Origin of the sequence: Streptomyces sp. NPDC090032 (genome assembly GCF_044748025.1) — a bacterium.
Taxonomy (GTDB): Bacteria; Actinomycetota; Actinomycetes; order Streptomycetales; family Streptomycetaceae; genus Streptomyces.
The window spans coordinates 87,004-110,911 of the sequence record NZ_JBIVFF010000005.1 but is presented as its reverse complement, the minus strand read 5'-3'; the positions used below and the strand labels follow the sequence as shown (position 1 = coordinate 110,911).

Genomic DNA, 23,908 nt, shown 5'->3' with positions numbered 1-23,908 from the left:
GGCGGCTCAGTCGCGGCAGGCCGCGTAGCCGTCGGGGGAGGTGCAGGACAGGTGGCCGGCGCGGGCGATGACGCGGTCGGCGGCGCCCTGGGTGAGGAAGTCGAGGAAGCTGTCGGCCAGGGAGCCGTCCGCGGGGTTGCCGATCGAGTACGCGTACTCGACGGCGTGGAACGGGTAGCCCTTCGTGATGTTCTCGCCGGAGGGGCCGAGGCCGTTCAGCTTCAGGGTGTGGGAGCCCTTGCGCGGGGTGCCCTCGGGCGGGGCCGCGTAGCCGATCGTGCCGTCGGTCTCCGCGACCCGGTCGAGGAGGTCGGGCGTGTTGTGCTCCTCGCAGCGCAGCACCTTCGAGGTGGGCAGCAGGTCCTTGGTGCGGCAGTCGCTCGACGACGTCGAGAAGGAGTCGGGGCGGCCGAGGACGCGGGCCTCGAAGGCGCCGCGCGTGCCGGAGCTGCCGGTCCTGCGGACGGTGCGCACGGGCAGGTCGGGGCCGCCCACGTCCTTCCAGTTGGTGATGTCGCCGAGATAGAGCCGGCGGACCTGGGAGACGGTCAGGTTGGTGAGCGGCTTGCCGCCGACGGTCACGGCGTCGTTGAGGATCATGGCGAACGCCGTCGCGGCGACCTTCTCGCTGTGCAGCTTGCCCTCGGGGTCGCTCTCGGAGGTCGGGCCGTCGGAGAAGGCGATGACACCGGAGTGGTCGCCCGCCGTGTCCGAGGGGTCGGACTCCAGGAGCTGGCGGACGCCGGTGCCGCTCGAACTGGTCGCGACGGTGATCGTCGCGTCGTCGCAGTCGCGCGTGTACGCGTCGCGCAGTGCCTCCATCGCGGGCCGGAACGCGGACGATCCGGTGAGGGTGAGCGAACCCGAGGCGCAGCCGCGGGGCTGGGGGACCGGGTCCGGCAGTGTGGCGAGGAGCAGCAGGATCGCCATGCCGGTGCCGAGGATCCCGACCGTCCAGCGGCCCAGCGCGCTGAACAGGGGCGGCTTGTCGTCGGGGTGGGCGCCCTGGTTGGGGTGGACGGTGCCGTCGTTGAGGCGGCCTTCGATGTCCACCTGGGTGCCCGCGTCGCCGCCGCGGAGCATGACGAGGAGCTTGTAGTAGTCGCCGCTGTTGAGGGCGACGGGCGGCAGGAGGAGGCTGTTCTCGCCGGGCGTGTAGACGGGCCGGGAGTCGAGCCGTATCTGCCGGGCGGTGTTCGAGGTGAGGGCGGGCTGCACCGGATACGCGTCGGTGATGCGGCGCCCGGTGAACGTCACGGTCAGGCCCGCGGGCTGCGAGATGTAGTCGCCGTCGGTGATGGTGGCCGCGCCGTCGTTCTCGATCCGCAGGAGGACCAGGGTGGTGTCCTCGGTGATGTTGCGGCGCGGGATCAGACCGTCCGGGCCCGGCAGGTCCTCCGATATGGCGCGGCTGAGCGGGATGTCCATCTGGATGCGGTGGCCGATCCGCTTGCTGTGCTGCTTGCGCCGCTCGACGTACCACAGAGCCAGGGACGCGGCGATGGACAGCACCGTCGTGGCGATGGCGACGAGGTTCTGCGCGTCCTTGAGCCAGCCCATGGTGTGAACTCCCCCCGGAACCTGATGGTGGAGTCACCGTAGGGGCTCGTGCGGCGGCACGGCGGACGGTGGCCGAGGTGTCGACCGCTGTTCGCCGTGTGTTCAGCAATGGGGGCGGGGGAGGGGCTCCGGAGGGCCAACTCGCCTGTCCTGCGGCCGACTTCAGGGGTGGCGGGTGTGGATGTCTCGCGGGTCACCCCTTGCTGTACGTCAGCTCGTCGCCGTTGTTCATGGTGCGGCGCAGCTCGCCCGACGGGAGCACCTCGACCGTGCTCGGCTTGCCCGGACTGCACGAACCGGAGGGGCCGGAGACGACGTCGGTGGCACCGATGCGCAGCGTCCCGCCGGAGGCCGACACCAGCGTGCCCTGGAACACGCAGTGGTACGTGCCGCCGCCCTTGAGCGGGCCGTCCGCCGTCATCGACAGGACCGTGTCGCCGGGGCTGCCCTGCTGGATCCGCAGACTGCGCGTGTTGTGGCCCGTGGCGTTGTCGATGGCGGCGCTCCACGTGCCGAGGAACTCCGTCGGCACGTCCCCGCCCGCGGGCGGTTCGGAGGACTGGGGCGGCTGCGACGTCCCCGGGTCCTGCGAAGCGGGGCCGCTCGTCGACGGTCCCTGACTCGTGGACCCGTCCGACGTCGGCTGCTTGGAGTCCTCGCTCTGCCCCGCCGGCTTGCCGTCGTCCCTCATCAGCGCGTACACCGAGCCGCCCGCGCCGAGCGCCACGACGAGCGCCACGGCGATCAGCGCCGCCGAGGAGCGCCCGCTGCGCCGCGGCTCCGGCTGCGGCGCGCCGATGGGGACGACGCCACCCGGACCGTACGGGGGTGTGGCGCCGGGACCGTAGGGCGGCGTTCCGCCCCAGCCGCCCTGCTGCGGGTAGCCGTAGACGGGCGCCTGGGGCTGTGGGTGCGGATACCCGTACGCGGCCGAGGCGGGCGGGGCCGCCGGCGGGAGCGCGGGGGCGGGCGGGCCCGAGGGGGAGACCATCGTCGGGAGGTGGTTGACGGGGGCGGCGCCGGGCATGCCGGGCGGCGGAGGGGACGCCTCGTCGCTCCCGCGGCCCCGGTCGCCCCCGTCGCCGGTCCCGGCGGGCGCGGGCTTCTCCTTGGCAAGGCCTGGCGACTTCGGCTTCCCGGAGGGGGCGCCGGTCGCGCCGGTCGCTCCATCCGGGTCTTCCGTGTCCAGCAACTGCACGGCGTGCCGCCCCAGTTGGGCCACCAGGGCCCCCGGCAGCCACGGGTCACGCGTGCGCCCGCCGTCGCCGAGGGTGTCCTCGGCGCCGGTCCGCTCCAGAAGCTGGTCCAGGGTCGGGCGTGCCGCGGGGTCCTTGCGCAGACAGTCCCGTACGAGTTCCTGCAGGCCCTCCGGGAGGTCGTCGAGGCCGGGTTCCTCCTGGGCGATACGGAACATCAGGGCGTGCACCCCGCTGTTCGCCGTGCCGAACGGCAGCGCGCCCGTCGCCGCGTAGGCGAGGACCGAGCCGAGGCAGAACACGTCGCACGCCGGGGTGATCCGGTCGCCGCGCACCTGCTCGGGGGCCATGAATCCGGGCGAGCCCACCAGCGCGCCGGTCCTCGTGAGGCCGCCGTCCGTCACGGTCTCCAGGGCGCGGGCGATGCCGAAGTCGATGACGCGGGGCCCGTCGATCGTCACCAGGACGTTCGACGGCTTCAGGTCGCGGTGGATGAGGCCCGCGGTGTGGATGTCCTTCAGCGCGTGCGTGAGGCCCGCCGCGAGGATCCGGACGGAGCGCTCGGGCAGCGCGCCGTAGTCGTGCGAGACGACCGTCTGGAGCGAGGGCCCCGCCACGTAACCCGTGGCCAGCCAGGGGATGTCCGCCTCGGTGTCCGCGTCGAGGACCGGCGCCGTCCACGCCCCGCCGACCTGCCGCGCGGCCTGCACCTCCAGCCGGAACCGGTTCCTGAACTCCTCCTGCTCGGCGAGCTCCTGGCGCACCAGCTTGACCGCGACCGTGCGTCCGCGGTCCGAGCGCGCCAGATACACGTGGCCCATCCCGCCCGCACCGAGCCGCGCCAGCAGCCGGTACGCACCGATGCGCTGCGGATCTCCCGCCCCCAGCTTCTCCATGTCGCGCCACCCTCCCCCATATGTGACCAACATCCCGAGAATAGTGGGCGGTTGTGACACTGGGTGCGGGGCGGCGCCTACGGTTCCGTAACAGGGTCGGGCTTTTGTGGAAAATTGTTTCCGCCAACCGGAACGATCTCACGATCCGGTACGTACTACTTCACGACGCCGCACGACTTCATGACGCCCCACGACGACCACGTCACGACGTACCACTTCACGTCTACGACCTCCCCCGACCGAGGAGACCGTGTGCTGAACAGGACGCCAGTCGCCGTCCGCGCCCTCGCGCGCGCCACGCTTGCCGCCCGCCCCGTCGGACTCGACGAGAGCGACGCCGCCGCCCCGCTGCTGCGCCACCACGGCCACAGCTATCTCGTGCCCGTCGAGATCTTCCAGGACTTCGCCGCCCTGCTCACCGACCCCCGCAGGCCGGGCGGCCCCTACCGAGCCCTGTGCGTCGGCGGCCGCCGCTGGTTCGGATACCGCTCGACGCACTTCGACACCCCCGCCCTGCGCACGTTCCACGACCACGCGCAGGAGCGCGCGCCCCGCTTCGGCGTCAGGGAGCGGCTCTACCAGGACAGCGGGAAGCGGCAGTTGGAGCTCAAGGTGCGCGGCGCGGACGGCGGGACGGTCAAGCACCGGACCCGCCTGGGCGAGGGTGACCACGCCCTCGACGACACCCGGCGCGACTTCGTCGCCGGGGTCCTGCGCGGCACGTACGGGATCGGGGCGCCGAAGGAGCTCGCCGCCCGCGTCGTCACCGAGTACCGGCGCGCGACGTTCGTCGCCGACGGGCAGCGGTTCACCTGCGACGCGGGCCTCGTCGTGCGCGACGCGCAGGAGGGGCGCGCGGTGCGGGCGGACGGCGGGTGCGTGCTGGTGGAGACCAAGGCGTGCGCAGCGGGGAAGGCGGGTGCGGCGGGGCGGCCGACGGACGCGGACCGGCTCCTTGCGCGGTTCGGGGTGGCGCCCGTCGCGTTCGGCAAATACTGCGGCGGGCTCGTCGCGCTGCGGCCCGAGCTGGCGGCCGGACCGTGGCGGGAGGCGGTGCGGACGCTGTTTCCCGGGACGGTGCCTGCGGGCGAGGGCGACAGTGTGTCGCGTTAGCGGCTGTCCCACAGACAGGACGCCGATGGCCCTTCCACCATGCGGACATTTACCCTCGGGCCCATGACCCCTCAGCCGAATCCCCAGGTCGGCGCTGCCGTGAAGGCCGCGGACCGCGCGCACGTGTTCCACTCCTGGTCCGCACAGGAGCTCATCGACCCGCTCGCCGTCGCCGGCGCCGACGGTTCGTACTTCTGGGACTACGACGGCAACCGCTACCTCGACTTCACCTCCGGCCTCGTCTTCACGAACATCGGGTACCAGCACCCGAAGGTCGTCGCCGCGATCCAGGAGCAGGCCGCCTCCCTGACGACCTTCGCGCCGGCGTTCGCCGTCGAGGCCCGCTCGGAGGCCGCACGCCTCATAGCCGAGCGGACCCCCGGCGACCTGGACAAGATCTTCTTCACCAACGGCGGCGCCGAGGCGGTGGAGAACGCCACCCGCATGGCCCGGCTGCACACGGGCCGCCACAAGGTGCTCTCCGCCTACCGCTCGTACCACGGCGCCACCTCCACCGCGATCAACCTGACCGGTGACCCGCGCCGCTGGCCGAGCGACCAGGGCTCGGCGGGCGTCGTCCACTTCTGGGCGCCGTTCCTGTACCGCTCCCCGTTCTACTCGGAGACCGAGCAGCAGGAGTGCGAGCGCGCGCTCCAGCACCTCGAGGACACCATCGTCTTCGAGGGCGCGGCCACCATCGCCGCGATCATCCTGGAGACCGTGCCCGGCACCGCCGGCATCATGACGCCGCCGCCCGGCTACCTCCAGGGCGTGCGCGAGCTGTGCGACCGGCACGGCATCGTGTTCATCCTCGACGAGGTCATGGCGGGCTTCGGCCGCACCGGCAAGTGGTTCGCCGCCGACCACTACGACGTCGTGCCCGACCTGATGACCTTCGCCAAGGGCGTGAACTCGGGCTACGTCCCGCTCGGCGGCGTCGCCATCTCCGGCGCCATCGCCGACACGTTCGGCAAGCGCCCCTACCCGGGCGGCCTCACCTACTCCGGGCACCCGCTGGCCTGCGCCGCGGCCGTCGCCACCATCAACGTCATGGAGGAGGAGCGCGTCGTCGAGAACGCCGCCCACCTCGGCGAGACGCTGATCGGCCCGGCGCTGCGCGAGCTGGCCGAGCGCCATCCGTCGGTGGGCGAGGTCCGCGGCCTCGGCATGTTCTGGGCCCTGGAGCTGGTGAAGGACAAGGCCACCCGTGAGCCGCTGACCCCGTACAACGCGGCGGGTGCGGCGAACGCGCCGATGGCGGCCTTCGGTGCCGCCGCCAAGAAGAACGGCCTGTGGCCCTTCATCAACATGAACCGCACCCACGTGGTCCCGCCGTGCAACGTCACGGAGGCCGAGGCCAAGGAGGGTCTCGCCGCTCTCGACGAGGCGCTGACCGTGGCGGACGGCTACACCGCGTAGAGGAAGCGGTACTCCGTGTCACTCCCCCCTAGTCGTAGATTGCGTAGGCTGACCAGCTGACCAGTCGGCCTCACCAGCTGACGACGCACTACGGGGGAGGGGACACCCACGTGCCCGGAACCGACGGCGGCGCTGCCGTCCAGCGCAGCACGCTGCGCCAGCAGATCGCCGACGCCCTGCGCGACGAGATCCTCGCGGGGCGGCTCGAACCGGGCCAGGAGTTCACGGTCAAGGAGATCGCCGAGCAGTACGGCGTCTCCGCGACCCCGGTCCGCGAGGCCCTGGTCGACCTGTCCGGGCAGGGCCTCCTGGACTCCGCCCAGCACCGCGGCTTCGCCGTCCACGAATACTCCCTCGCCGACTACCGCGGCATGATCGAGGCCCGCAGCCTCGTCACCGACGGCATCTTCCGCGGCCTCGTCGCGGACCCCGACGTGCACCACGCCACCCCCGCCGCCCTCGCCGGGGTCCGCCGCCGCGGCGAGGAGGCGGCCCGCGCGGCCGCGGCCGGCGACCTGAACGTGCTGATCGGCTACGACCTGCGGTTCTGGCGCGAGCTCAGCGCCCTGTTCGGCAACCCGTACCTCTCCGACTTCTTCCACCGGCTGCGCGTCCAGTCGTGGATGTGCGCGGTCCCGCACCTGCGCCGCGTGGACGACCTCAGGGGTCACCTCTGGTCCGGGCACTGCGGCCTGGTCGACGCGCTCGCGGACCGGGACGCCCGCGCCGCGCAGGCCATCGTCGCCGCGTACAACGCGGACTCCCTCGCCCTCGTCGAACGGCTGGCCGCACGGTGAGTACGGAGCGGGCGGACCGCCTTGTCGTCGCGCGCGCGGGCGTCGTGGACCTCACCGTCGTCGTCCCCGCGTACAACGAGGAGCGCCGGCTCGGCCCCACGCTGGACGCGGTCACCGCGTACCTGAACAACGACGGAGACGGCGGGGGCGGCGGGAACCGGTGGGGTGACTGGGAGATCGTCGTCGTCGACGACGGCTCCACCGACCGCACCCGCGAGATCGCGGAGCGCGCGGCGGCCGCAGCCCCGGAGGGCCCCGGCCGGACCCCCCGCATCCGGCTCGTCCGGAGCCCCCGCAACCGCGGCAAGGGCCACGCCCTGCGCCAGGGCGTCCTCGCCTCCCGGGGCCGCCGCGTCCTGGTCACCGACGCGGACCTCGCCGCGCCCATCGAGGAGCTGGAAGCCCTCGACAAGGCGCTCGGCGAGGGGCACGCGGCGGCGATCGGCTCCCGTGCCAGGCCCGGCGCGACGATCGCCCGCCGCCAGCACCGGCTGCGCGAACTCCTCGGCCGCACCGGCAACTTCCTGATACGCGCGACGACCGTCCCCGGCATCAGGGACACCCAGTGCGGCTTCAAGCTCTTCGACGGCGACCGGGCCCGCGCCGCGTTCGCCGCCGCACGCCTGGACGGCTGGGGCATCGACGTCGAGATACTGATGTACTTCCGCCGCGCCGGCTGGCCGGTCGCCGAGGTGCCCGTGCGGTGGTCGCACCAGGCGGGCTCGAAGGTCCGCCCCTTCGACTACATACGGGTCCTCGCCGAGCTGGTGAAGCTCAGGGCGCGGGCGGTGCCGAAGGGCCACCTCCTCGTGGCGGCCCTCTTCCTCGTCCTGTCCGTCGCCCTGTACTCGGGCCGCTGGGCGGCGCCCGCCCACCGCTACCTCCCCGACTCCCTCCAGGACCAGAACCAGTGGGAGTGGTTCTTCGCGGTGACGGCGGACAGCGTCCGCCACCTCCACAACCCCCTCTTCACGACGCTCCAGGGTTTCCCCGACGGCGTGAACCTGATGGCCAACACCGCGATGCTGGGCCTGTCCGTCCCGCTCGCCCCCGTGACCTGGCTCTTCGGTCCCGCCGTCGCCCTGAACGTGGCGATGACGGGCGGCCTGGCCGCCACCGCGTTCGCCTGGTACCGGCTGATCCTGAAACGGCTCGTGCGGACCCGCTGGGCCGCCGCGACCGGCGCGCTCCTCGCCGCGTTCGCGCCCCCGATGATCAGCCACGCGCACGCGCACCCGAACTTCGTCGTCCTCTTCATGACCCCGCTGATCATCGAGCGGGCGCTGCGGCTGTGCGAGGGCAAGCGCGTGGTGCACGACGGCGTCGTCCTCGGCCTCTTCGCGACGTACCAGGTCTTCCTGGGCGAGGAACCGCTCCTGCTCGCCGTCATCGGCATGCTGCTGTTCGCGCTCGCCTACGCCCTGGCGCGCAGGGACGTGGCGAAGGCGGCCTGGCGCCCGCTCCTGCGCGGGCTCGGGGTCGCCGCCGCGGTCGCGCTGCCGCTCGTCGCCTTCCCCCTGTACTGGCAGTTCTTCGGCCCGCAGAGCTACAAGAGCGTGCTGCACGGCGACAACGCGGGCAACAGCCCCCTCGCCCTCCTCTCCTTCGCCGAGCGCTCCCTCGCCGGCTCCCGCGAGCGCGCCGCCACGCTCGCCCTCAACCCGACCGAGCAGAACGCCTTCTACGGCTGGCCGCTCGTCGCGCTCGCCTTCGCGATCGTCGTACGGCTGTGGCGCGGCGCGGCCGTCAAGGCGCTCGCGTTCACGGCGGTCGCGGCGGCCTTCCTCTCCCTCGGCCCGAAGTTCCGCATCCCGCTGACCGATGTCGTGCTGCCGGGCCCCTGGGCGCTCCTCGCCCACCGGCCCCTGTTCGAGTCGGTCATCGAGTCGCGGGTCGCCATGGTGTGCGCGCCCGCGCTCGGGATGCTGCTCGCCCTCGCGCTGGACCGCCTCGCCGCGGTGCGGGTGCCGTACCGGCTGCTCGGGCTCGCGGCGGTCGCCGCGGCGCTCGTGCCGATCGTCCCGGCGCCGCTCAGGGCGGTCGACCGGGTCGACGTCCCGGCGTTCGTCGCCGACGGCACCTGGAAGCGGTACGTCGGACCCGGCGAGAGCCTCGTGCCGGTGCCGCTGCCCGACCCGGGCAACGCGGAGGCCCTGCACTGGCAGACCGAGGCCGGCCTCGGTTTCCGCCTCCCCGGCGGCTACTTCAACGGCCCGTACGGCCCCGACCACGTCGGCATCTACGGCGCCTCGCCCCGCTGGACCTCCAACCTGCTGCGCGACATCCGCTACTCGGGCCGCGCCCCCGAGATCACCGAGGCGTGGCGTGCCCAGGCCCGCCGCGACCTCGCGTACTGGCACGCCGGCGTCCTCGTGCTCGTGCCGCAGCAGAACGACGGGGTGCTGCGGGCGACGGTCGACCAGCTGGTCGGCAGGGCCGGAACGTGGACCGGAGGCGTATGGATCTGGGATCTGAGCAATGTGCACAGGGGGAGCTGAACCGGCTCCCCGCGCATTACGCTGCCTTTCCGCCTTTCATTACGGCCTTCACCACCGGAGGAGTCGCCTTGGCCTGTGACCTGTGGCTGGTCCCGCTCGTCGACGTGCTGTGCCACAGCCCCGACAACCCCTTCGCCGAGGAACTCGCGCTCTACGACAAGGCGTTGCACGAGGCAGGACTGCCACCGGTGCCGGTCTACTCGTACATGCCGGGACTCTCCGGTGACGTGGCCCCCGTCGCCGGCTTCGACTACGACGCGCTGCACTTCCTGCGCCGCGCGTACCTCCTCCAGATGTGCGGCCTCGCCGTCACGCCGGTCGACGACCTGGGCGGCGACTACGAGCAGCTCCTGGAGATGTTCGAGACGACGGCCCAGCAGTCGCACCTGGTCTGGCACTACGACCACGCGGGCGCGTACGTCCCCGTGGACTTCCCGAGCCCGCTGTCCAACGACGAACTCCTCGCCGGCGGCGGCCCCCTCGGCTCCTCCCACGCGCTCCTGCGGGAACTGGAGTACGTGGCCAGGTCGATCGGCATAGACCCGGCCAACCCGCCGGCGACCCCGGTCCCGCCGGAGGGCCCCACGGCCCTGGAGGAACCGGCGGCCCCGGCCCCTCTCGACCACAGCCCCTTCGCCCGCGAACGCCACGTCTGGCTCGGCCTGCACGCGGCCGCGACCCGGAGCCTGGCCCAAGGCTCCATGATCATCTTCAGCTGAACCCGGGCAGCCGGCCCCTCGGTCGTCCGGCCCCGAGCCGCGCGGAGCGCTCAGCGCGGCTCGGGCGGGCGCTGGCGGGGCATGTTCGGGCGGGCGCCCGGGGGGAGCGGGAAACGGCCCGGCGGGGGTTCCACGGGGCGGGTGCCCGGGGTGACGGAGGACTGCATCACCAGCGGCGCGGGACCCGAGCGGAACTCCACCATCCAGTCCGCCGTCTCCGCCCGCACCAGCTCCGTCACGTCGTCCGTGAAGCGCCGCAGCACCGACAGGCACCGCTCGGCGGCCTCACTGGCCGTGCCCTCCGTCGGGCCGAGCACCTCCCGCACGCTCTCCGACGCCCAGTCGAACTGGAGCGCCTGGAGCCGCCGCTGCACCGCCTGGGCCGTGGCCACGTCCCTTATCCAGCCCGAAGTGAGCCCGAAGTGCCGGTCGCAGGCCACGCACGCCACCGCGAGCAGCAGCGCCAGATACCCCCAGGGCGCGACACCGCCGAGAGCCCCGGTCAGATCGAGCAGCGGCAGCGCCGCCCCCGACAGGGCGCCGACGACCGCACCGCCGCGCAGCGCGCGCGCCCCGCGCCGCTTCCACACCCGGTCGGCGAGATACCAGTACGCCGTGTCGAGCGCACCGCGCTCCACCCACCGGTAGAGCTCGTCGAGCCGCTCGGCGGGCTCGCCCCAGTCACCGACGGGGAAGGTCCGCCCGGTCAGGTCACCCGGCCGCACCGCTTCACCCGTGCCGTCACCGCGCTCGCCCCGCGCGCCCCGCTCCTCCTGCGGCGGTCCTTCGGGCTGCATCTCCGGCTGGCTCACCCGGCACTCCCTACGACTGGTCCTGGTCACGGATGGGGCGTGGACCGACCGGCAAACGGGGCGCGGCGTCGCGGGGCCGGGCGCGCACATCTGCGGCGTTGTCGTCAATCACCATGGCTCCGCCATGCCTCGATCCTCCGCCTTGCAGCTGCACGCACCCAGCCCGCTCCTGCACCCACCCCCCATTTGCCGATCGGTCTCATGTGCAGAGCATCTTCCTACCGCCCAATGGGTGGCCGAGGACCCGTTTTCGCAGGATTTCCGCCCGGAAGTAGGTCTTGATCAGGTATAGGCAGTGAGTCCGACTCACTCGAAAGAGTGCAGCGAAAGGTGCCGGAGCGGGCGACACCCCGACCACGTAGGCTCGTTCCAAGGCGGAGAACCCGCCTGTGGTCGCAGGTCGAAACAGGACGCAACAGGAGCTGATCGTGATTCCCGGTGGTGGCCAGCCCAACATGCAGCAGCTGCTGCAGCAGGCCCAGAAGATGCAGCAGGACCTCGCCAAGGCCCAGGAAGAGCTGGGGCGGACCGAGGTCGAGGGCCAGGCCGGCGGTGGTCTGGTCAAGGCGACGGTGACCGGCTCCGGCGAGCTGCGCGGCCTGGTGATCGACCCGAAGGCCGTCGACCCCGAAGACACCGAGACCCTCGCCGACCTGGTGGTCGCGGCGGTCCAGGCGGCGAACGAGAACGCGCAGACGCTCCAGCAGCAGAAGCTCGGCCCGCTGGCCCAGGGCCTGGGCGGCGGAGGCATCCCGGGGCTTCCCTTCTAAGGAAGCCGCAGCGCAACTAACGTACGTACTACTCAGCGGCTGGCATGCTCAGCGGCACAGCACCACCAAGCAGAAGTCGGAAGGCACTCCGTGTACGAAGGCGTGGTCCAGGACCTCATCGACGAGCTCGGCAGGCTGCCGGGCGTCGGTCCCAAGAGCGCGCAGCGGATCGCCTTCCACATCCTCCAGGCGGAGCCGACGGACGTACGGCGTCTCGCGCAGGCCCTGATGGAGGTCAAGGCGAAGGTCCGCTTCTGCGCGACCTGCGGGAACGTGGCGCAGGAGGAGCTGTGCAACATCTGCCGCGACCCGCGCCGCGACCTGACGGTGATCTGCGTCGTCGAGGAGCCCAAGGACGTCGTCGCCATCGAGCGGACCCGCGAGTTCCGCGGCAAGTACCACGTGCTCGGTGGGGCGATCAGCCCCATCGAGGGGGTCGGCCCGGACGACCTGCGGATAAGGGAACTCCTCGCCCGTCTCGCCGACGGCACGGTCACCGAGCTGATCCTGGCCACGGACCCGAACCTGGAGGGCGAGGCCACGGCGACGTACCTCGCCCGCATGATCAAGCCGATGGGCCTCAAGGTCACCCGCCTGGCCAGCGGGCTCCCGGTCGGGGGCGACCTGGAATACGCGGACGAGGTCACGCTCGGCCGCGCCTTCGAGGGGAGACGACTCCTAGATGTCTGACGCCACACTGAACGCCGTCAAGGACCATCCCGACGACTTCGCGGTCCAGATCTCGGACCAGATCGAGTCCTTCCTCGTCGCGGTCGCCGAGGTAGGGAAGGGCGACGAGCCGGACTCGGCCGTGCCCTTCCTGCTCCTCGAGGTCTCCCAGCTGCTCCTCGCGGGCGGCCGGCTCGGCGCGCACGAGGACATCGTCCCCGACGAGCGCTACGAGCCCGATCTGGGCCCCGAGCCGGACGTCGACGACCTGCGCCAGAAGCTCGCCGCGCTCCTGGAGCCGATCGACGTCTACTCCGAGGTCTTCGACCCGTACGAGCCCCGCAAGGCCCCGGTCGCCTGCCGGATCTCGGACGACCTGGCCGACGTCATGGCCGACCTGCGCCACGGCATGGCCCACTACCGCGCGGGCCGCACCACCGAGGCCCTGTGGTGGTGGCAGTTCTCCTACTTCTCGAACTGGGGCTCCACGGCCTCCGGCGCCCTGCGCGCGCTGCAGTCCCTGGTCGCGCACGTCCGGCTCAACCAGCCGCTGGACGACCTGGACGGCCTCGACACCGACGAGGACCTCGCCGAGGACGCCCTCGCCGAGGCCGCGGGCAAGGTCATGGCGGAGGAGATCGCCGGTCCGCTGGGGCTCCGTACGGTGAAATGACCTGGCCGGCGAAAGTGACCCACCCCACTTTTCCGGTTGCCGGGCCGGGGCGGGGGCATGCGCCTGTCCGAGCGGCCGGAGCGTGAAGCCCTCACCGGGTTCCTACGCCCGGTGATCACTTCCTGGGCGGGACATCTCAGGATGTGGTATTCCATGGGCTGATTTCGGCCGCTCGTTAGACTGAGCCGACCGAGACAAACTGAGCGAGGAGCGCACGTGGGCCTTGTCGTGCAGAAGTACGGAGGCTCCTCCGTAGCCGATGCCGAAGGCATCAAGCGGGTCGCCAAGCGAATCGTCGACGCCAAGAAGAACGGCAACCAGGTGGTTGTCGTGGTGTCCGCGATGGGCGACACGACGGATGAGTTGATCGATCTCGCCGGGCAGGTATCCCCGATCCCTGCCGGGCGCGAATTCGACATGCTGCTGACCGCCGGAGAGCGGATCTCCATGGCCCTGCTGGCCATGGCGATCAAAAACCTGGGCCACGAGGCCCAGTCGTTCACGGGCAGTCAGGCCGGCGTCATCACCGACTCGGTGCACAACAAAGCCCGGATCATCGATGTGACCCCGGGACGGATCAGGACGGCGCTCGACGAGGGCAACATCGCCATCGTCGCCGGATTCCAGGGCGTCAGCCAGGACAAGAAGGACATCACCACGCTCGGCCGTGGCGGGTCCGACACGACCGCCGTCGCCCTCGCCGCGGCCCTCGACGCCGAGGTGTGCGAGATCTACACGGACGTCGACGGTGTGTTCACCGCCGACCCGCGCGTCGTGAAGAAGGCGCGGAAGATCGACTGGATCTCCTTCGAGGACATGCTGGAGCTCGCCAGCTCCGGGTCCAAGGTGCTTCTCCACCGCTGTGTGGAGTACGCGCGCCGCTACAACATCCCGATCCACGTCCGCTCGTCCTTCTCGGGACTGCAGGGCACCTGGGTCAGCAACGAACCGCACTTTGATCAAGGGGACCAGAAGGTGGAGCAGGCCATCATCTCGGGTGTCGCTCACGACACCTCCGAGGCGAAGATCACCGTCGTCGGCGTCCCGGACAAGCCCGGGGAGGCCGCGAGCATTTTCCGGGCCATCGCGGACTCCCAGGTCAACATCGACATGATCGTGCAGAACGTGTCGGCGGCCTCGACGGGCCTCACCGACATCTCGTTCACCCTCCCGAAGACCGAGGGCCGCAAGGCCATCGACGCCCTGGAGAAGACGAAGAGCGCGGTCGGCTTCGAGTCCCTGCGCTACGACGACCAGATCGCCAAGATCTCCCTCGTGGGCGCCGGCATGAAGACGAACCCGGGTGTCACGGCCGGGTTCTTCGAGGCGCTCAGCGACGCGGGCGTGAACATCGAGCTCATCTCGACCTCCGAGATCCGCATCTCGGTCGTCACGCGCGCCGACGATGTCAACGAGGCCGTGCGCGCCGTGCACACCGCCTTCGGTCTCGACTCGGACTCCGACGAGGCCGTGGTCTACGGAGGCACTGGCCGCTGATGGCTCAGACCGGCAGGCCGACGCTCGCGGTCGTGGGAGCGACCGGGGCCGTCGGCACGGTCATGCTCCAGATCCTTTCGCAGCACGCGGACATCTGGGGCGAGATCCGCCTGATCGCCTCCCCCCGCTCGGCCGGCCGCAAGCTGGCCGTGCGCGGGGAGGAGGTCGAGGTCGTGGCCCTGTGCGAAGAGGCCTTCGACGGCGTCGACGTCGCGATGTTCGACGTACCCGACGAGGTCTCCGCGCAGTGGGCGCCCGTCGCCGCCTCCAAGGGGGCGGTCGTCGTGGACAACTCGGCCGCCTTCCGTATGGACCCGGACGTGCCGCTCGTCGTGCCCGAGGTCAACCCGCACGCCGCGCGCGTGCGGCCGCGCGGCATCGTCGCGAACCCCAACTGCACGACCCTGTCGATGATCGTCGCCATCGGCGCCCTGCACGCCGAGTTCGGCCTGCACGACATGGTCGTCTCCAGCTACCAGGCCGTCAGCGGGGCCGGCCGCGCCGGCATCGACACCCTGCGCCAGCAGATGTCGCTCGTGGCCGGCACGGAGCTCGGCACCAACCCCGGCGACGTACGCCGTGCGGTCGGCGACAACACCGGCCCCTTCCCCGAGCCCGTGGCGCTCAATGTCGTGCCGTGGGCGGGGTCCCTGCGCGAGGACGGCTGGTCCTCCGAGGAGATGAAGGTGCGGGACGAGACCCGCAAGATCCTCGGCCTGCCAAACCTCAAGGTCGCGGTGACGTGCGTACGCGTCCCCGTCGTCACCACGCACTCCCTCACCGTCCACGCCCGCTTCCAGAGCGAGGTCACGGTCGACAAGGCACGCGAGATCCTCGCGACCGCGCCCGGTGTCGTGCTCTTCGACAACCCGGCCGCCGGTGAGTTCCCCACGCCCGCCGACGTGGTGGGCACCGACCCGACCTGGGTGGGCCGCGTCCGGCGCTCCCTCGACGATCCGGCCGGGCTCGAACTCTTCGTGTGCGGGGACAATCTGCGCAAGGGCGCGGCCCTGAACACCGCGCAGATCGCCGAGCTGGTGGCCCAGGAGTTCCCGCCCGCCACGTGAGTTCGGCCTCTTCACCGTCCGGAAACCGGACTAGGGCTCCTTTTAGCCGGCGCGCTTTATAGGATCTGTGAAGGACCTGTGGGCGATCGGTGGTCTTTACCACTTGAACGCGACGGTCCGCGCACCCGAAGATTCGTCAGAGAACCCTCCCCGTCCCGTGCAACCGCGCACGGGACGGGGAGCGTCTTTGCGATCGCCTTTCGGGGGCGCAGGGCCTAGGGGCGCCAGCGAAAACTGGGGCATAGGGGAAGAGCAGGTACGCATGAGGGCACTTGACGCAGCGTCATGGATGATGCCTGCCGAAAACAGGACGCCTGTCGCGTACAACCCTGACGGGGGGAAGCGTGTCCAACAGGCGTGGCAGAGGTACTCGATTTCACAGCGGTTCAGGCGCGGGGCGCAGCCCTTCGCCCGCCCCGGCGTCCCCGGATGTCCGGTTCGTCCGGCGGCATGCCGGTGATCGCCCCCATGCCAGCAGCGCGGCCTGCCCGCATACCCGCTCAGCGCGAAGGCGCTGAGGAGACGATGGCAGCAGGCACCACGGTCGACCATCTCACCGAGACCTACCGCGCCCACTACCGGTCGCTCCTCGGTCTCGCGGCCCTGCTCCTGGACGACACGGCCTCCTGTGAGGACGTCGTGCAGGAGGCGTTCATCAGGGTCCACTCCGCGCGCAAGAGAGTGCGCGAACCCGAGAAGACGCTCGCGTATCTGCGGCAGACGGTCGTGAACCTCTCGCGCTCCGCCCTGCGCCGCCGCATCCTCGGCCTGAAGCTTCTGACGAAGCCGATGCCCGACATGGCGAGCGCGGAGGAGGGCGCGTACGACCTCCTCGAGCGTGACGAACTGAAGAAGGCGCTGCGCGGACTGCAGCGCCGCCAGCGCGAGGTCCTCGTCCTGCGCTACTTCGCGGACATGACCGAGGCGCAGGTGGCGGAGGCGCTCGGCATCTCCCTCGGTTCCGTGAAGGCGTACGGATCCCGGGGCATAGCGGCGCTCCGCGTCGCCATGGAGGCCCCCGCATGAGCAGCGACAAGCACCGCAACGAACGTGATGAGCAGAACAGGCGTGTGGGATCCGGGGATGGAACTGTGAATCACGGCCCCGGCCAGGACGACGGCCTTTCCCGCGGTCCCGAGGACCCCTTCGGCCGCCCGGACTCCGCGGGCGGCCCGGACCCCTTCGGCGGCCCGGACTCTCCCGACCCGCTGGACTCCCTCGGCGGTGACGAGCTGGCGCTGCGGCGCCTGTTGCACGAGGCCGTGGAGGAGATCGAGCCGAAGAGCGGGACGCTGGAGCATCTGCGCCGCGCCGTGCCCGCCCGGCGGGCCCGCAAGCGGCAGGCGGTCGTCGGCATGGCGGCCGCGGCCCTGTTCATCGGCACGGCGATCCCCGCGCTCGTCCATGTGACGGGCCAGAGCGGGTCGAGCGACCGGCCGTCCATCGCCGGAAACAGCGAGGCGACGCACGGCGGCACGGGCTCCGGGAAGGGCCCCGCCGGTGGTGAGAGCGGCACGGGGAGCCCTTCGGGCCAGTCCAAGTCCAAGGACAAGGGTGGCAAGAAGGACAAGCCCGGCGACAAGGGCAAGGGTGCGGGGGGTGGTGCCACCGGCGGCCCTGATCCCGCGAGCACGGCGGCCGCGAGCTCGCCGGTCTGCGCGGCGACCGACCTCGGCGGCGCCTCGGCGAACGTCGGCGCGGCCGACGCGGGCGGCAAGGTCTACGGCTCCTTCCGCGTCACGAACGTCTCCCAGGCGAACTGCTCGGTCGACGCCCCCGGTGCCGTCTCCGTCGCCGCCCAGGGCGCGGCCGACCCGGCCAAGGTCAACGTCGTCGACCACACGGCGGGCGACGCCGCGACCGGACTGCCCGACCCGTCGACGGAGCCCAGCCAGCTGATCCTCGAACCGGGGATGTCCTACGAGGTCCGCTTCGCCTGGGTCCCGGCCGCGAGCTGCCCGACCACGGGAGGCGGTGGCGACCCGTCGCCCAGCCCGACCCCGTCCGGTGGCACCACGGGTGACGCCACGGGCTCGAACCCGGAAGACAGCGGCCTGTCCACGCAGCTGGTGGCGGAGGGCCCCACGGCCGACGGCAGCGTCGCGGTCTCCCACACAGCGGAACCGGGCACACCGTCCTCCAGCACGACCATCCCCAACGCGTGCGCGGGAACGGTGTATCGCACGGGGATCTTGCCGGCGTCCTAGGGCGACGTGACGTCCTGGGGCGACGTGACGTCCTGGGGCGGGGCGACGTCCAGGGACGGGGTTGGGCGACAGGGGTGATCGGGGTGACGGACACCCCCTAGCCGCGGGCCGCCTCGGCGCTCGCAGACTCGGGCGAGTCCTGTGTGCTCGCTGCGGCCGACGTGTCCGGCGCGCTCTCGGCGTCGGGCGCAGCGCCGGGTGCGTCCGACTCCGTGAGTCCCAGCGACGCGTCCCGCGCGAACTCCGCCTCGCGGCGCAGCAGGCGGAACCACATGAAGACCACGAAGCCCGCGAAGACGAACCACTCGCCGGTGTAGCCCAGGTTCTGGAACGCCTTCAGGTCGAGTCCGCTGCCCTGCGGAGCCGTGGCCGGCACCGCCGTCATCCCGGAGTCCGCCTTGTCGAGCGTGACCCACGCGTCGTAGACGTCGTACGGGACGAGGTTCACCAGGGACGCCGCGCTGATCGCGCCGAGCTGCCCGGCCGGCAGGCCCCCCGCGGCGGACGCCCCGCCCGAGCCGGGGCTCTCGGAGGCCTGGAGCGCACCGGTGACGGTGACCTCACCCTGGGGAGCGGCGGGAGCCTTCGCGGCGCTCGCCGCGCCGGGCACCCAGCCACGTACGACGGGCAGCGCCCTGCCGTCGCCCCCGTCCGTGCGCAGCAGCGTCACCACGTAGAAGCCGGTCCTGCCGTCGAGTTCACGGTCGGGGACGAGAAGCTGCTTGCCGTAGTGCCCGGTCGCGGTGGCCCGCTTGCCGGACGTCTTCTGGTCCACGGGCAGCAGGGAGCCGAGCGGCCGGGGCGTGGCCTTCTCGTTCGCCGTCGACTGCGCCGAGGCGTCCTTGTGGCCCTGCACCCGGTCCTCGAAGCGGCCGAGCTGCCAGGAGCCCATGAAGACGCAGAAGGGGATGGCGAGCGCGACGAACACGTTGATCCCCCACCACCGGGGGGTCAGGAGGAACCGGTACACCCTCCCCACGGTACGGCTCCCGCGCGGGGACCCGGGTCGCGGGGTGGCCCGGGTCCCCGCGGCCGGGCTGCCCGCGGCCGGGCTCCCCGTGCGGGACGTCGCCGTCCGTCAGCTCAGATGCCGCGCCGCGAAGTCCAGCTCCAGCCGCACCTGCTTGATCCGCTCCTCCACGACGAGCGAACCGTGCCCCGCGTCGTACCGGTACACCTCGTGCGTCGCGCCGCGGGCCGCGAGCCGGTCCACATAGTTGTCGATCTGGCGGATCGGGCACCGCGGGTCGTTGACCCCCGCCGAGACGTAGACCGGGGCCTTCACCTCGTCCACGTACGTCAGCGGGGACGACGCGGTGAAGCGGTCGGGGACCTCTTCCGGGGTGCCGCCGAACAGCGTGCGGTCCAGCGCCTTGAGGGCCTCCATCTCGTCGTGGTACGCCGTGACGTAGTCCGCGACGGGCACGGCGGCGAGGCCCACCGCCCAGACGTCCGGCTGGGTGCCGACGCCGAGGAGCGTGAGGTATCCGCCCCACGAGCCGCCCGCGAGGACGAGCCGGTCCGGGTCGGCGAGCCCGGACGACACGGCCCACTCGCGGACCGCCGAGACGTCCTCCAGCTCGATGAGGCCGACGCGGTGCTTGAGCGCGTCCGTCCACTCGCGCCCGTATCCGGTCGAGCCCCGGTAGTTGACCCGGACCACCGCGTACCCGTGGTCCACCCAGGCCGCGGGGCCGGCCGCGAACGAGTCGCTGTCGTGCCAGGTCGGCCCCCCGTGCACCTCGAACACCGTGGGCAGCGGCCCCGTCGTCCCCGCCGGCTTCTGTACGAGGGCGTGGATGCGGCCGCCGGGCCCCTCGACCCACACGTCCTCCACCGGCACGGAAACCGGCGCCTTGAGGCCGGGCGGATCGAGGACCACGCCGCCCGACGTGGACCGGACGACCGACGGCTCGGCCGCCGAGGACCACAGGTACTCCACGCTGCCGTCGGGCCGCGCCGTCGCCCCCGACACCGTGCCAGGCGGGGTCTCGACGCGGGTCGGCGCGCCCGAGCCGAACTCGTAACGCCACAGGTCGCTGCGGGCCTCGAAGCTGTGCGCGACCAGGAGGGCGGAGCCGTCCGGATACCACTCGGCCGAGACGTCACCGGGCAGGCCGAGCGAGAGGTCGGTCTCCTCGCCCGACGCCACGTCCCACACCATCGGCTCCCAGCGTCCGCGCCGCTGGTGCCCGACGAGGAGCCGGGTGTCCCCGTCGACCGGAGCGAAGCCGAGGACCTCCAGGCCCAGCTCCAGCGTGCCGCCCTTGGTGTCGTCGAGCTCGGCGACCGTCGTCCCGTCGGGCCGCACCACACGCAGCGCCGAGTGCATGGCGTCCCCGTGCTCCGTGTGCTCGATGGCGATGAGGGTGCCGTCGTGCGAGAGGTCGCCGACGCCGGCCGACTCGCGGTGCCGGTAGATCTCCTCGGGCGCGCCGCCGCCGCGGACGACATGGATCGTCGTGCCGTCCTCGTCCGTGGAGCGGCCCACGACCGCCGTCGAGCCGTCTCTCCCGATGGCCAGTCCCGCCGGATACGAGGCTTCGAGCCCGTCCACCGCGGGGACGTCGTCGCCCCCGCCGAAGGGCTGGCGCAGCCACACCCCGAACTCGTCCCCGTCCTTGTCGCTGAACCACCAGATCCACTCGCCGTCGGGGGACAGGACGCCGTCCGTCGTCCCGTTCGGCCGGTCCGTCGCTCTGCGCTGCTCGCCCGTCGCCCGGTCCCACGCGTACAGCTCGTACGTCCCCGTCGCGTTCGACACGAACAGGGATCGGTCCGGCGCGTCCTCGGCCCAGTCGGGCAGGGACACCCGCGGCGCGCGGAAGCGCTTCTCCCAGTCCGGCATGGATCCGCCGCCCGCCCCCCGAGGGGCCCCGTTGCTCTCAGTCATGGCCCCATAGTGCCTCCACCGGCCGACAATCCGCCGACGAGGCTCCCCAGCCTGTGGATAACCCCAGTTTGTGGACAACTCCGGCCTGTGGGTGACTCCTGCCTGTGGGTGCCTTCCCGGTCACACGGGCGGCTCGGCGGGGGCCGGGCCGAGGGTGGTGGTGCCGGGTGCGGCGCGGTGCCCGAGGCCCGTGCGGTACGTGTCGAGGGCGGCGTCGATACGGCCCGTACGGCGGTAGAGGTCGCCGAGGAGGCGGCACAGGTCGGCCAGGTCGCCCGCCGCGCCCGCCCGTTCGAGCAGGCTCAGCGCGGTGACGTAGTGCTCCTCCGCGGCCTCGGCCGCCGCCGTGGCGGCCGTGTCGTCGGACGCGCCCTCGGCCACCGACTCCTCCGCGATGATGCCGAGCAGCCGGTGCGCGCCCGCCGCGTGGACGGCGCCGCGCTCCGGATTCAGGTCGCCGAGCAGGGCCCGCAGCAGCGCGGCCGCCTCGTCGCTGCTGCCCCTGCGGCGCAGCACGTCGGCGAGCTCGACCTCGACCTGCGTGGTGTAGAGCGCCGCCCGCTTGGCCGACAGCATGTCGCGCGCGGTCCTCAACTCCCGCTCCGCGTCGGCAAGCCGGCCGTCCTGGGCGTGCACATAGCCGCGCATCCAGTGGCAGTGCGCGAGTTCGGTGCGGATCTGGAGCCGCTGGTACAGCTCGGCGGCCTTGCTCAGGGAGGCGTCGGCCTCCGCGGCGCGGCCCTCGGCGAGGAGCGTACGGGCCACCGAGCGGTGCATCTTGGCGACGAGCACGGGGTCCCCGGCCTGCGGGGCGAGGGACAGCGCGAGCTCGGCGGCCTGCGCCGCGCGCGCGTGGGCCCCCATGTCCATGTACGGGGCGATGGTCGCCGTGTAGAGCAGCAGCAGGGCGTCCGGGTCGTGCAGGCCACTGGTGTTCAGCTCGTCGAGCGCGGACTCCAGGAGGTAGCAGGCGTACCGCAGCTCTCCGGAGAGGTAGTGCGCGACGGCACGCGCGCGTACGGCGGGGGCGCGCTGGGGCAGCGGCGCGCCGGCCGCGACGAGCAGCGCCTCGGCGGCTTCGAAGTGCCGGTGGGCGTCGGGGAGTTCACCGGTCTCCAGGGAACACTCGCCGAGGCCGAGTTCGGCGGCGGCCTGTTCGGCTCCGAGGCCGTGCCGCTCGGCCTCGGCCCGCAGCTCCTCGTAGAGGACGGCGGCCTCCTCGGCGGCGCCCGTGGTGAGCCCGCGCTGGGCCTCGGTGAGGCGCAGGCGCAGCCGGGTGGCGAGGTGGGCGGGCTGCCCCGTCGCGAGCTCCTCGTAGGTCACGCCGAGCCGCTCCGCGACGTGCCGCAGGGCGGACTCGGACGGGCGGACGCGGCCCGCTTCCAGGGTGGAGATGTAGGCGGGCGTGTAGGCGGGTTCGGCGACTTGACGCTGTGTCAGGCCGCGTTCCGTGCGCAGGCGGAGGACGCGGCGGCCGATGGGCTCGCCGGCCGGATCGACGTCCGGTACGAGGCCGGGTTCCCCGTCCGGTACGGGGCCGCCCGCTTCCGGGGTGCTGTCGTGCGTCATCGTGCGGCGCGCCGCCCTTCCTGTCCCGCTCCGTGGTTCCGCGCCCGCAACTGTCGCTCTTCGCGGGGCACTTGAGTCTCACCCCTTGTCAGCCGTCACGCCACCCCCTAGGTTGATCGACCAATTAAGTCTGATTAACCCAGCACTTATGTCTCCTACTTGAGTACCCGAGGTCCTCGTGCCGATACCCAAGTCCCCGCGCCGTCCCCTGCCCGCCGCGCTCCTCGCCGGCGTACTCGCGGCCGCCGCCCTCGGTGGCGCGGGCCTCGCCGGTCACGCCGACGCCGCCGAGCCCGCCGGCGGGCCCGACGCCGGGACACGTACGGTCGAGTACTTCGCCGACTCCCACGGAGAGGGCCGGCACGTCCGTGTCCCCGCCGCCGTACCGGCGAAGATCCGCAAGGAGAAGGGCGCGCCCGCGACGTCCGCGCAGGACGGCGAGGTCACCCCGCTGCAGAAGACGGGCCCCTCCGAGGGCCGCCTCGACCTCGTGATCATGGGCGACGGCTACACGGCGGACCAGCAGGAGGACTTCAAGCAGGACGCCGAGTCCAAGCTCGCCTCGATCTTCGCGATCGAGCCGTACAAGAGCTACAAGGGCCTCTTCAACTTCTGGCTCGTCAACGCGGTCTCGAACGAATCGGGTGTCTCCGGAGACCCCACCCAGGACGTCGTCAAGGACACCGCGCTCAGTAGTTACTTCTTCTGCGACGACGTCGAGCGGCTGCTGTGCATCGACGAGAAGAAGGTCGACTCGTACGCGCAGCAGGCCCCGGACTCCGACATCGTCTTCGTCGTCTCGAACGCCACGAAGTACGGCGGCGCCGGTTACAGCGGCGTCCAGTCGACGGCCGGGCACACCGGCATCGCCACGATGTCCTCCGACAACGACCGCTCGTACCTGATCGGCGCCCATGAACTGGGCCACTCCATAGGCCTGCTGGCCGACGAGTACCAGTACGACGGCTACGGCAGGTACCCCGGCGCCGAGCCCGTCGAGCCCAACACCAGCATCCTGACGGCGGACGGCATGTCCGGCGCCAAGACCAAGTGGTACCGCTGGCTCGGCGAGAGCGACCCGGCGGGCGGGACCGTGGGCACGTACGAGGGCGGCGGCTACTACGAGTACGGGATCTACCGCCCCACCGAGAACTCGATCATGCGGGCCCTGGACACCGAACAGTTCAACCTCGTCGGCCGCGAGGCGATGATCGCCGGCTTCTACCGCGACGCCGACGTGCTCACGGCCCGCACCCCCACCACGCGCACCCTGCGCCCCCAGGACCACATCCGCGTGGACCTGGCGCCGCTCGCCAAGGGCCTGTCCGACGTGCGCGTGCACTGGTCCGTGGACGGGGTCGAGGTACGCCGCGCCGCCGCCGAGCGGTCCGTCACCGGCAAGGCGCTGGGCGCGGGCAGGGGCACGCACACCGTCACCGCGACCGCCGTCGACAACAGCGCGTCGCTGCGGGACCCGGCGGCGATCCGGGCGGCGTCCAACAGCGTCAGCTGGACGGTGAAGACGGGCAAGTGACGGGCAAGTGACGGTCCCC

General features: G+C 72.1%; 19 protein-coding genes. 13 read left to right on the top strand and 6 right to left on the bottom strand.

Annotated elements, in window-relative coordinates; translation table 11 throughout:
• Positions 1-6: 6 nt before the first annotated feature.
• A complete protein-coding gene (locus tag ACIPWY_RS13280) occupies positions 7-1,560 on the bottom strand; it encodes a substrate-binding domain-containing protein (protein WP_362901198.1) in 1,554 nt (517 codons plus the stop codon).
• 193 nt (positions 1,561-1,753) lie between these two features.
• On the bottom strand, positions 1,754-3,652 hold the full coding sequence (locus ACIPWY_RS13275; protein ID WP_362901197.1) for a protein kinase domain-containing protein: 1,899 nt from the start codon (positions 3,650-3,652) through the stop codon (positions 1,754-1,756).
• Positions 3,653-3,904: 252 nt separating this feature from the next.
• Between ACIPWY_RS13275 and ACIPWY_RS13270 the strand changes: the two genes are divergently transcribed.
• From ACIPWY_RS13270 to ACIPWY_RS13250, 5 genes are all read left to right on the top strand, one after another.
• A complete protein-coding gene (locus tag ACIPWY_RS13270; RefSeq protein ID WP_393699491.1) occupies positions 3,905-4,765 on the top strand; it encodes a VTC domain-containing protein in 861 nt (286 codons plus the stop codon).
• A gap of 63 nt (positions 4,766-4,828) precedes the next feature.
• The gene (locus tag ACIPWY_RS13265; protein ID WP_362901195.1) at positions 4,829-6,184 is read left to right on the top strand and encodes an aspartate aminotransferase family protein; all 1,356 of its coding nucleotides are present in this window, start codon (positions 4,829-4,831) and stop codon (positions 6,182-6,184) included.
• A gap of 110 nt (positions 6,185-6,294) precedes the next feature.
• Positions 6,295-6,981, top strand: a complete 687-nt coding sequence (locus ACIPWY_RS13260; RefSeq protein WP_362901193.1) for a GntR family transcriptional regulator — start codon at positions 6,295-6,297, stop codon at positions 6,979-6,981.
• Positions 6,978-9,479, top strand: coding sequence for a dolichyl-phosphate beta-glucosyltransferase (locus ACIPWY_RS13255; RefSeq protein WP_401533161.1), 2,502 nt, complete (start codon positions 6,978-6,980; stop codon positions 9,477-9,479). Before ACIPWY_RS13260 ends, ACIPWY_RS13255 begins: the two co-directional genes overlap by 4 nt.
• A 68-nt stretch (positions 9,480-9,547) precedes the next feature.
• Entirely contained in the window at positions 9,548-10,198 is a 651-nt protein-coding gene (locus tag ACIPWY_RS13250) for a hypothetical protein (RefSeq protein WP_362901190.1), read from the top strand.
• Positions 10,199-10,248: 50 nt separating this feature from the next.
• Here the strand turns inward: ACIPWY_RS13250 and ACIPWY_RS13245 are convergent, their stop codons facing one another.
• A complete protein-coding gene (locus tag ACIPWY_RS13245; protein WP_362901188.1) occupies positions 10,249-11,010 on the bottom strand; it encodes an SLATT domain-containing protein in 762 nt (253 codons plus the stop codon).
• A 428-nt stretch (positions 11,011-11,438) separates the two neighbouring features.
• Between ACIPWY_RS13245 and ACIPWY_RS13240 the strand changes: the two genes are divergently transcribed.
• The 7 genes from ACIPWY_RS13240 to ACIPWY_RS13210 all read left to right on the top strand — a co-directional run bounded on the left by ACIPWY_RS13240 (position 11,439) and on the right by ACIPWY_RS13210 (position 17,893).
• The gene (locus ACIPWY_RS13240) at positions 11,439-11,780 is read left to right on the top strand and encodes a YbaB/EbfC family nucleoid-associated protein (protein ID WP_362901186.1); all 342 of its coding nucleotides are present in this window, start codon (positions 11,439-11,441) and stop codon (positions 11,778-11,780) included.
• A gap of 90 nt (positions 11,781-11,870) precedes the next feature.
• Complete coding sequence (gene recR, locus ACIPWY_RS13235) at positions 11,871-12,470, top strand: recombination mediator RecR (protein ID WP_116511760.1); 600 nt, start codon at positions 11,871-11,873, stop codon at positions 12,468-12,470.
• Positions 12,463-13,122 (top strand): DUF5063 domain-containing protein, encoded by a 660-nt coding sequence (locus tag ACIPWY_RS13230; protein ID WP_362901184.1) that lies wholly within the window; start codon positions 12,463-12,465, stop codon positions 13,120-13,122. The genes recR and ACIPWY_RS13230 overlap by 8 nt, the downstream gene beginning before the upstream one ends.
• Positions 13,123-13,338: 216 nt before the next feature.
• Positions 13,339-14,619 (top strand): aspartate kinase, encoded by a 1,281-nt coding sequence (locus tag ACIPWY_RS13225; protein WP_362901182.1) that lies wholly within the window; start codon positions 13,339-13,341, stop codon positions 14,617-14,619.
• A complete protein-coding gene (locus ACIPWY_RS13220) occupies positions 14,619-15,686 on the top strand; it encodes an aspartate-semialdehyde dehydrogenase (RefSeq protein WP_393699497.1) in 1,068 nt (355 codons plus the stop codon). Before ACIPWY_RS13225 ends, ACIPWY_RS13220 begins: the two co-directional genes overlap by 1 nt.
• A 357-nt stretch (positions 15,687-16,043) precedes the next feature.
• Entirely contained in the window at positions 16,044-16,712 is a 669-nt protein-coding gene (locus ACIPWY_RS13215; protein WP_362901178.1) for a SigE family RNA polymerase sigma factor, read from the top strand.
• Between the two features lie 65 nt (positions 16,713-16,777).
• Positions 16,778-17,893 (top strand): hypothetical protein, encoded by a 1,116-nt coding sequence (locus ACIPWY_RS13210; RefSeq protein ID WP_393699500.1) that lies wholly within the window; start codon positions 16,778-16,780, stop codon positions 17,891-17,893.
• Positions 17,894-17,990: 97 nt separating this feature from the next.
• Here the strand turns inward: ACIPWY_RS13210 and ACIPWY_RS13205 are convergent, their stop codons facing one another.
• The 3 genes from ACIPWY_RS13205 to ACIPWY_RS13195 all read right to left on the bottom strand — a co-directional run bounded on the left by ACIPWY_RS13205 (position 17,991) and on the right by ACIPWY_RS13195 (position 22,355).
• Complete coding sequence (locus ACIPWY_RS13205; RefSeq protein ID WP_393699502.1) at positions 17,991-18,863, bottom strand: SURF1 family protein; 873 nt, start codon at positions 18,861-18,863, stop codon at positions 17,991-17,993.
• A 108-nt stretch (positions 18,864-18,971) separates the two neighbouring features.
• Entirely contained in the window at positions 18,972-20,786 is a 1,815-nt protein-coding gene (locus tag ACIPWY_RS13200) for a prolyl oligopeptidase family serine peptidase (RefSeq protein WP_393699504.1), read from the bottom strand.
• A 120-nt stretch (positions 20,787-20,906) separates the two neighbouring features.
• Positions 20,907-22,355 (bottom strand): helix-turn-helix domain-containing protein, encoded by a 1,449-nt coding sequence (locus tag ACIPWY_RS13195; protein WP_401533156.1) that lies wholly within the window; start codon positions 22,353-22,355, stop codon positions 20,907-20,909.
• Positions 22,356-22,533: 178 nt separating this feature from the next.
• Between ACIPWY_RS13195 and ACIPWY_RS13190 the strand changes: the two genes are divergently transcribed.
• Positions 22,534-23,889 carry a M64 family metallopeptidase gene (locus tag ACIPWY_RS13190; RefSeq protein WP_401533154.1) on the top strand — a complete coding sequence of 452 codons (1,356 nt, stop codon included), beginning with the start codon at positions 22,534-22,536 and terminating at the stop codon, positions 23,887-23,889.
• Positions 23,890-23,908 lie beyond the last annotated feature (19 nt).